This is a genomic window from Cephaloticoccus capnophilus (assembly GCF_001580045.1).
Taxonomy (GTDB): domain Bacteria; phylum Verrucomicrobiota; class Verrucomicrobiia; order Opitutales; family Opitutaceae; genus Cephaloticoccus; species Cephaloticoccus capnophilus.
Genome location: NZ_LSZP01000063.1, coordinates 1 through 8,670, shown reverse-complemented (window position 1 = coordinate 8,670; position 8,670 = coordinate 1). Strand labels below are relative to the sequence as shown.

The window sequence follows — 8,670 nt, the reverse complement described above, 5'->3', positions numbered from 1 at the left end:
CAGCGGCACTGGCCGCCCCTTGACTCTCAAGTTGCGCAAAACGCTGCTCGGCCGCAGCGGCACTGGCCGCCCCTTGACTCTCAAGTTGCGTCAACCGCTGTTGGAGTAAGGTGAGCTCGGCCTCTAGGGTATCGACTCGCTCTTGGTTTTTCTTGGGGGAGGGAAACCACTTCTGCCAGAAGTTGCGCTGAGGCGTGTTAGCCGAAGGGGGAGTGGCTTTCGGTGTGTAGGACGCCGCATTGTGGGTGGCGGCTTGAGGCATGCCTGTGCCAGTGGGCGCCGCGAGGATTTCCTCGTAAAACGCGAGGGTCTGCCGTGCGGCGCTTTCCCAGCTAAACTTGGAGGCTTGGCTGAGGCCGAGGGGGATGAGTTTTTCTCTCAGTCCGGGCTCGGCCTCAATCCGGCGCATCGCATCGGCGATGGTGCTCGGCTCCGCGGGATCGCAGTAAAGTACGGCGTCGCCGCCGACTTCGGGCAGAGAGCTGCGGTCGGAGCAAATGACTGGGCAGCCTTGGCTCATCGCTTCGAGAACAGGGAGCCCGAAGCCTTCATACCAAGAGGGAAACAGGAAGCCCTCGGCGTTCTGATAAATCTGTGGCAACTCCTCGTCGGCCACGACGCCGAGGTGCTTGACGAGCCCACGCGCTTCGAGGGGCGCGAGCCGCGCGCGAATTTCTTCGTTTTTCCAGCCACTGCCGCCGACGAAGTGGAGCGGTTTGGGGGCAGGGTGTTCGTGGGCGTAGGCTTCGTAAGCGTCGAGTAGTCCGACTAGGTTTTTGCGCGGCTCCATGGAGCCGACGAAGAGCCAATAGTCGCCGTGGCGGGCCGCATTGGTTTTCGCGACGTCGTTCGATATTGGCGCGTAGCGGCAGCCGAGCGGTGTGACGATTGAGGGGATTTCGCCTTTGCGGCGGTAGTGAGGGAGTAGCCGGTCAAATTCTTGGCGCGAGTGTTCTGAGGAAAAAATCAGCCCATCCGCATTTTCGAGTGCATCCAAGATGCCGCGCTGGCAGCCGCTGCGTATCCCTTCGGTCGTAAACTCGGGGTGCACCCAAAAGCCGAGGTCAAAGACCGTGACGACGAGTTTTGCTTTTTTCTGGGCCGGGGCCTGAAAGAGCAGCGAGTGGACGATATCGGGCTCCCCGGGGGCTTCGTGGTTGGCGAGTGCCTCGTGCCAGGTTTTTACTACTTTTTCAAAGGGGAGCCCGGCCAGCGGATCGCGGATATTGGGGAAGGGCGGCAGCGGCGCGAGACGACCCTCGGGATGGATGAACAGGCCGGCAAAGTGTCGATACGCGAGAAACTCAGCCTCGGGGGCCAGCCGTGCCATTTCGACGAGAAGGGAGTGTGCGTGCCAGCCACAGCCGCCAGGAGTTTGTGAGGGTTGAGTATAGTCGTAACCGATTTTCATGAGGCGGTACTACGGGGCGCGGGAAGTAGGTCTATTATCTGCTCCGATAGGGCGTGGCGGACTTCGAGTTGGGTGAGTCGAATGCCAAGTTTGCGTGAGTCTGCTTTGTTTACGCGGGCCGCATTGGTCGTGTGAAGGCTGAGCGTCCGCGCGCCCATGGGGAGAGGGATTTCGCCAGAGGCGGGAGCGGTTGCGGGGATGTCGAGGGTCGCGACGAGCTGGCCGTCGACGTGGATTTCCACGGTGCGCGGATGGCCAAGCGGCTCGGTCTGATAGTGGAGCGTCGCCGTGCCCAGATCCTGTGATTCGACAGGGAGGGCAAAGGTCGCCAGTGGCCCTGTGAGGCGGTCCTCGTAGTAGCCCCAGTGCTTGAGTCGTGTCGATTTGCCGACCAGAGCACGGAGGGCCGGGATGAGCGGCCCGAAGTCGTTAGGCAGTGAGAAGTGCGTGAGGCGCGCGCGGCCGCGCTCGACGAGGGCGGCGCGCAAAGGGGCATCGTTGGCGATTTGGCGTAGCCCGCAGGCGAGTTTTTCGGGGGAGCGGGCGTCGACCAGCAGTGCGGCATCACCCGCGACTTCGGGAATCGCGGTGGCACGGTTTGCGAGGATGGGCACCTCAAGGCTCATCGCTTCGAGTAGCGGGATGCCGAAGCCCTCGTGTAGGGAGGGGAAGACGAGTGCTCCGGCCTCTGCCCAAAGTCGGCTGAGTGTCGCTTCGTCGACAAAGCCTCTGAAGTCGACGTGCTCCTCTAGGCTGAGCGTGTGTGCCAATGCGCGTAACGCGCGCATGGACTCATCGTCGGTGCCTGTGAGGACGAGTCGCCATACCGGCTCGGCGGCGCACTGTGCCTCGTGCCGGTAGAGCGCGTAGGCGACGAGGAGGGTTTTATGGTTTTTGTGCGCCCACGCGTTGGCCGGGTAAAAAAAGTAGGGCGCGGCGGGCGGGCGCTTAGCCCCGGTCGCAGAGGCGGCGTAGCCTGTAAATCGGTGTTGAATCGGCTGGTAAGTGCGGACGATGCGCTCGGGCTCCACGCCGTAGTAATGCCCGAGGCGTTGGCCCGTGTAGTCGGAGTTGACCTGAAAGAGGTCGGCTTTTTCTACCGCTTCACAGAAATGGCGCTCGCGGTGCTGGCGCTCGCCCTCGCTGAGACTTTCTGGGTAGTCGCGATGTAGCACATCGACCTCCATCTTTACGGTGGGAATGCCGGGATACGCCCAGCGTGTCATCCCGAAGGCACTGTAAACGAGGTCGCAGTGCTCCAGTTCGGCAATGTTGGGCGCTGCCTCTTGGGCGAAAATGAGGCGGTCGTTTGGCCGCATCCATTCGCGGCGAAGCTCAGGCGCAACCTCGGGGCGACAAAGGTAGATAAACTCGAAAGGCTGCTCGCGTTGCGCACCCAACCAACGAAACTGCTCACGCAGCGCGGGCTTGATGCCGCCGTTTGAACCGCCGGGGAGCAGGGCTTCGAGATCGACTAAGAGGCGCAAGACTTTGGGGCGTCCGGGCATTGCGGTAAAAAAGACGAGTGGGCGCGTGCGGTGCCTTTAGCGCAGTGCGGCGAGGTCGGCATCGACCATGAGTTTGGCGAGGCCGTGCATGCGGGTTTGTGGCTCCCAGCCAAGCGCGCGCTTGGCCTTTGAGTAGTCGCCAATGAGCAGATCGACCTCCGCCGGGCGCAGGTAGCGCGAGTCGAACTTTACGTAGTCGCGCCAGTCGAGGTCGAGGTGTCCAAACGCGGCACTCAGGAAGTCCTCAATTGTGTGCGTCTCATTGGTCGCGAGCACATAGTCGTCGGGCTTGTCTTGCTGGAGCATCAGCCACATGCCCTCGACGTACTCTTTGGCGTAGCCCCAGTCGCGCTTTGCGTCGAGGTTCCCGAGGTAGAGTTCCTTCTGGAGCCCTTTCTTGATGCGGGCCGCAGCGATTGAGATTTTTCGAGTGACGAAGCTTTCGCCGCGCCGGGGCGACTCGTGGTTAAAGAGGATACCACTGCACGCGAAGAGATTGTAAGACTCGCGGTAGTTTACGGTCAGCCAGTGTGCGAACACCTTGGCGCAACCGTAGGGCGAGCGCGGGTAAAAGGGCGTGGTCTCTGTCTGCGGCACGGCTTGGACCTTGCCAAACATCTCAGAGGAGGAGGCTTGGTAGAAACGGACTTTCTTGCCGATCCCCGACTCAATAATCGCCTCGAGGATTCGACCCGCACCGACGCCGGTCACGTCGCTCGTGTATTCGGGGATGTCGAAGCTCACGCGCACATGACTTTGCGCAGCAAGGTTATAGATCTCGTCGGGCTGGAGCGAGTACAGCAGCTTTACCAGCGAGACGCTGTCGGCGAGGTCGCCGTAGTGCAAGATGAGGCGCGGGTTCTCGCCGTGCTCAAAGCCTTGGAGGTGGTCGATTCGGGCACGATTGAGCGTACTGGCGCGCCGTACAAGGCCGTGAACTTCGTACCCTTTTTCGAGGAGGAATTCAGCGAGGTAAGAGCCGTCTTGGCCCGTTATTCCTGTAATGAGTGCTTTCTTAGCCATGTAAAAATTGAGGAGAAAAACGCATAAACACTGCGAGTGCGAGAGGTTTAGCTGAGTTTTGCCAATTCACTTTGTACGAGTCTGGCGACGATTTCGGGGAAGGGGACGGTGTTTTGCCAGCCCAGGGCCGCACGGGCTTTGGTGGGGTTACCGCAGGAGGCGATAGGCTCGACGCTTGCGGTGAGTAGCGCGTCGTCGTAGCGCACGTAGTCGCGCCAGTTGAGCGCCACTTCGGCAAACGCGACTTTCACCAAGTCCTTGACGGAGTGAAGCTGCCCGGTCGCTAGCACGTAGTCATCGACAGTCGGTTGCTGGAGCATCAGCCACAAGCCGCGTACGTAGTCAGGCGCCCAGCCCCAATCGCGATGCCCCTCCAGGCTGCCAAGCGTGAGGGAGTCTTGCAGCCCATGCTTGATGCGGGCCACGGCGCGCGCGATTTTCATCGTTACGAAGCTCGTGCTGCGGCGTGGCGACTCGTGGTTGTAGAGAATGGCGGCACAAGTAGGCAGCCCATAGGCGGTACGATAAATTCGCGCCATTTGTTGGGAAAATGCCTTGGCCGCGCCGTAGGGAGTCGTGGGCTTGAGCGGCGTGTGTTCGTCCTGTGGGGAGTGACTCGGTGAGCCGAAAACCTCGCTAGAGGAGGCGTAAAGAAACTTGGTCGGCTTGGGCAGGTCGCGCAGGATTTCGAGGAGCCGTAAGGTCGCCATGCCGATGCTGTCGACCGTGCTCTCGGGGAGTTCGAGGCTAAGCCGCGGGCTGGATTGCCCGGCAAGGTGATACAGTTCGTCGGGCTGGGCTTTGCTGATTATGCGGCGCAAGTGAGTCGCATCCTCAAAGGCCCCGTTATGTAGAAAAAGGCGCTTCCCGAGTAAGGTGTTATCGCGAACGAGATGAGCGATATTGCTGGCCGCCAGCGCGTCGGGTCGATGGACGAGGCCATGCACTTCGTAGCCTTTACCTAAGAGCAACTCAGCTAGGTAAGATCCATCTTGTCCCGTAATTCCTGTGATAAAGGCGCGCATTGGTTTATTTACGAATAATCGGGTAGCTGCTTAGTAATAATAGGGAGTTGATGGAGGATCGATTTTATTGTGACGTGTTCAGGGGCGAGCGTTCAACTTCATAAGTTGAAAAATCTATCACCCGAAAAGCAAGCTTGCGGCTGTCACTGGGGTGCTCTGGCGGAGGGGTGGATGTATTAAAGGTTAGAGAGTTCACTCCCGGTTTTAATACAAGACGGGGGATTTTGACGTGTACTGTTTCTCTAAGGTTATCCGAGTGAAATAGCAATTCCTCGCTAGGGCCGGTGATCCTTAGCTCCCTTTCGCTAATCGACTGAATCGAGAAAGAGACTTCGACCTCAATGGGGCCAGTGTCATAGCTGAGAATTAGCAGTTCCGAATTTCCTGAGCTCCAACGCCATTTACTATTTTTGTTGTGTTCATATCCATACCACCCTTCGGTGAATATCGGTAATGACACCAGTGGGGCTCCGATTTTTTTAACTATTTCTTTAGTTGCCCCTTTTGAGGATTTCGAGGATAGCCTAATCGTAGAATAGTAGTCGTAGTTTGAGACTTTTATAGATTCATAGCCTTCTAGGGCCTCAAGAATGGGCGTTATATTATTCCTGAGTTTTAAGGGGGCAGGCCACCCGTGCGCTGCCCAGAGCAGGTCTACGTAGGGTAGGACCACCGCATCGGCGTCCTCGGTTTCTAAAAGATAAGCGATGTTAATCAAAGTATTCGGGTTGGCTGTGCCCTCCGGGAATTCCTCCATGAGGATATCCCCGCGAGGGCGCTCCTTTTGGAACTGACGCATTGATAGAGGCCAGTGTTTCCTAGCCATGATAAGATTCTTGTCGCCGCCAATATTATAGGTGGCTATTTTAAGTCGGGCGGCGGCATAGTTTACCAAGAAATCGTTTCCCCAAGGCAGGAAGGCTACTTTTTCGCCCTCTAGAACGCCTCGACTTAGGTCGCCAATAAAGTCTCTCTCGATCCTGTGAAATTGCTCTCTTTGAGAAATATCGTATTTTAATTTTCTGGGGATGTTGGGGAGATTTAAAAGTGTTACTGCCCCGAGGAAACAAATTCCTGTGATTTTAGTTCTTCGGCCTTCGGTTGATGACGCCAAGAGAATCAAGCCCCAGCTTCCCGCTAGTCCTAAGATGAGCCAACGGTTAGGGACCCTCATGTGCTTGAACCCGGGAAGATGCTGGGAGATGAAAGCCGACCCAGTAGGCATGATCGCATCTTCGGCTGGCATTGCGACGCTATTACGGTGTATTTCGGGCCTTTTGGAGTTGATTCTTAAAGATGGCCCTAGGGACATGTAGAGCCCAAAAAGCATGCATAAGGCTAGTGCTAATGTATGCGATTTTTTCAGTCTTAGCGTCCACACTGCCCATATCGATCCCAGAATAATGGGGGCGCAGAAAGAGGCGCGCCACGTCGTTGAGTTTCCGAAAAATTGATGTTCCGAACGCTGGATACTTAGCCCCAAACTATCCATTAGCCAGTGTACGCCCCGGGGCGGAATGAGGAAAAATGAGAGATCAATCCCATTTGAACGAATATAGGCTATTCCCGATTGAGGGAAATCGCTTTTTCCAATATAAATAGTATAGAGATAGTAACAGAGTCCGAAGGAAACTATGTGAATGGGGATCGCTCTTGTCAGTAGCCACGTGCGTGCTGACTTGTCTTGGATAAATGTGACTGCTGCGAAAATGCTACTGCCGACTGCAAACATTATGAATGTATAGCCATCCATAAAAACAGAGATAAGACATGCTAAGAGGTATAGGGACGCAGTCTTTATTGTTTTACTCCATGGCCTTCCTGGGCTGGGTTTTGAGTTGAATAGGTGGAGGACGGAAAGGATGTAGAAAGGAAATAAGGCCATCGCAATGGAGGTCATTGTGTAGCCTGAGTTAATCCAGATAATCGGCATGGTGCCCCATGTGACCGCCGCTAAGGTAGAGATTTTAGGGGAAAGCGAGAAGTGGCGCCCGATTAGATATGCAGACGAGAAGCCTAGCACGCTCCATAGTGCCGCCATCGTGGTGTATGCCTCTGCAGGATGAAGCCCGAGTTTGATTAGAAGCCCTGCTGGCCACACCCCTGCTAGCCCAAAGGCGATTGGGGCCGCTTCGGGCAAACCGAAATTTCGAGCATAAATACTAAAGATAGACTCATTAATAAAGGACTGGGAGAATCCTGTGGCCCAGAGGGCTGGGCCAAATGTAGGAACGGTTAAAAACGGAACTGCTGCTTGTATTAACAGCGTAGCTAGCAGGCCAAATATAAATAGGGCTCTGTTTGAGATGCTTGATAAATTACGGGGTAACTTGAGCATTTTTATTGGTTTCTTGGGGATATTGAAAAGTGGAGAGGTAGCTGAGGGTGGATACCTCTCTTTTTAAGAGACTCAGTGGGCGCGATGAGTTTTAGCGTGCGCCTATACCACTATTTTATAGCATAGCGGAAAGGGGGCATTGGGGCAGGGAGGGAGGGCGAAGCGGGGGCTAACTACAGCACGTCGGCAAAGATGGGTTTGGTTTTTTTGAAAATCCAGTAGCCGAATAGGCAGAGCCCGGCACCCCACGCATAAACGTATAGCAGGTGTGCGGTGACGAGCGGGTGCTCCCAGAGGACGGCGTTACGGGCGAGATCTATTGCGAGGAGCAGTGGGTTGTAGCGCAGCCAAGTCCACGCTTCGGCGTATTTGTGCGCGGTGAAAAACACGCCACTCGTCCAGAGGAGCACCATATTGATGAAGCCAATGACTTGGGCGACGTCGCGAAAGAAGGTGCCCACCGCGGAGAGGAGCCAGCTAATGCCCAGTGCCATAAGAAACAGGGGGAGCAAAATTACCGGCAGCCACAGAAGCCCGAGGTGAAGGCCCGGGCCGAGCCAAATGGTGCCAATTAGCGTGAGGCTTAGGCTGATTACGAGGTGGAAGGCGGCACTGCCGACGTTGGCTGCCGGAAGGACTTCGAGCGGGAAAACGACTTTTTTAACAAAGTTGGGATTTCCCAAAATCACGTTGGGGGCGGTTCCTAGCGTTTCCGAGATGAAGTGAAAGAGGGTGAGCCCGAGAAAAATCCCCAAGCCGTAGTCGATGCGTGTCTCGCTCTCCATCACGCCAAATTTCCCGCTAAAGATGTAGCCGAAGACCATGACGTAGAGCCCGAGCATGAGCAGTGGGTTCAGAAACGACCATACGAGCCCGAGGTGGCTGCCTCTGTGGCGCAGCTCAATGTTGCGACGCGTAAACTGCCAAAGCAGCTCGCGGTGGCGCCAAAGGTCGGTGATGAAGTTTGGGCAAAAAATCCGAAGCATGAGCCTAAGGCGTGGCTTTTGCCTGCGGCTTATTCAACCTTTCTTGCGAGCAACTCGGGCCTGCCCCCGTTTCAAACACGCGCCGTACTGATAACGCTTTTTTCCACTGCGCGTGGTGCGGCAGGCTGTGCCTGCACCCATTTACAGAGCCGCTTGGCTGCCGTGCATTCGCACAGCAACCAAGCGGCTCTGTGAAAAGGCCCCCATTGCTTGGAGGCGGGAGTTTACTGGTGATTTCCCCCGCCTCGCCCAAACGGGCTATCACTCTACTTTCCCCCCCTGCCGCCCCACGCGTAGTGGAGAAAGTGCCTTACTCGTGAGCTGCGGTGCGGCGCTTGGGTGTGGGTTCAAGCTCCAGGTCCTGCAATTTCCGACCCAC

6 protein-coding genes are annotated in these 8,670 nt (G+C 56.5%); all 6 read right to left on the bottom strand.

All coding sequences use genetic code 11. The annotated features are described in order from the left end of the window. Positions 1-1,411: glycosyltransferase family 4 protein (locus AXK12_RS08370; protein WP_068713375.1), on the bottom strand; the 1,411-nt coding region annotated here is incomplete at its 3' end. Continuing rightward, positions 1,408-2,919, bottom strand: a complete 1,512-nt coding sequence (locus AXK12_RS08365) for a glycosyltransferase family 4 protein (RefSeq protein ID WP_068713373.1) — start codon at positions 2,917-2,919, stop codon at positions 1,408-1,410. The genes AXK12_RS08365 and AXK12_RS08370, both read right to left, overlap by 4 nt. A 36-nt stretch (positions 2,920-2,955) precedes the next feature. Then, entirely contained in the window at positions 2,956-3,942 is a 987-nt protein-coding gene (gene gmd / locus AXK12_RS08360; RefSeq protein WP_068713370.1) for a GDP-mannose 4,6-dehydratase, read from the bottom strand. A 47-nt stretch (positions 3,943-3,989) separates the two neighbouring features. After that, positions 3,990-4,967 carry a GDP-mannose 4,6-dehydratase gene (locus AXK12_RS08355; protein ID WP_068713369.1) on the bottom strand — a complete coding sequence of 326 codons (978 nt, stop codon included), beginning with the start codon at positions 4,965-4,967 and terminating at the stop codon, positions 3,990-3,992. A 64-nt stretch (positions 4,968-5,031) separates the two neighbouring features. Then, entirely contained in the window at positions 5,032-7,305 is a 2,274-nt protein-coding gene (locus AXK12_RS09185; protein ID WP_156468947.1) for a hypothetical protein, read from the bottom strand. A gap of 173 nt (positions 7,306-7,478) precedes the next feature. Next, on the bottom strand, positions 7,479-8,291 hold the full coding sequence (locus AXK12_RS08345) for an ABC transporter permease (RefSeq protein WP_068713364.1): 813 nt from the start codon (positions 8,289-8,291) through the stop codon (positions 7,479-7,481). Positions 8,292-8,670 lie beyond the last annotated feature (379 nt).

What these genes read in the sequence shown, in the direction of transcription:
- AXK12_RS08365 (WP_068713373.1), bottom strand. Translation starts at nt 2,919, where the DNA reads ATGCCCGGACGCCCCAAAGTCTTGCGCCTCTTAGTCGATCTCGAAGCC.
- gmd (WP_068713370.1), bottom strand. Translation starts at nt 3,942, where the DNA reads ATGGCTAAGAAAGCACTCATTACAGGAATAACGGGCCAAGACGGCTCT.
- AXK12_RS08355 (WP_068713369.1), bottom strand. Translation starts at nt 4,967, where the DNA reads ATGCGCGCCTTTATCACAGGAATTACGGGACAAGATGGATCTTACCTA.
- AXK12_RS09185 (WP_156468947.1), bottom strand. Translation starts at nt 7,305, where the DNA reads ATGCTCAAGTTACCCCGTAATTTATCAAGCATCTCAAACAGAGCCCTA.
- AXK12_RS08345 (WP_068713364.1), bottom strand. Translation starts at nt 8,291, where the DNA reads ATGCTTCGGATTTTTTGCCCAAACTTCATCACCGACCTTTGGCGCCAC.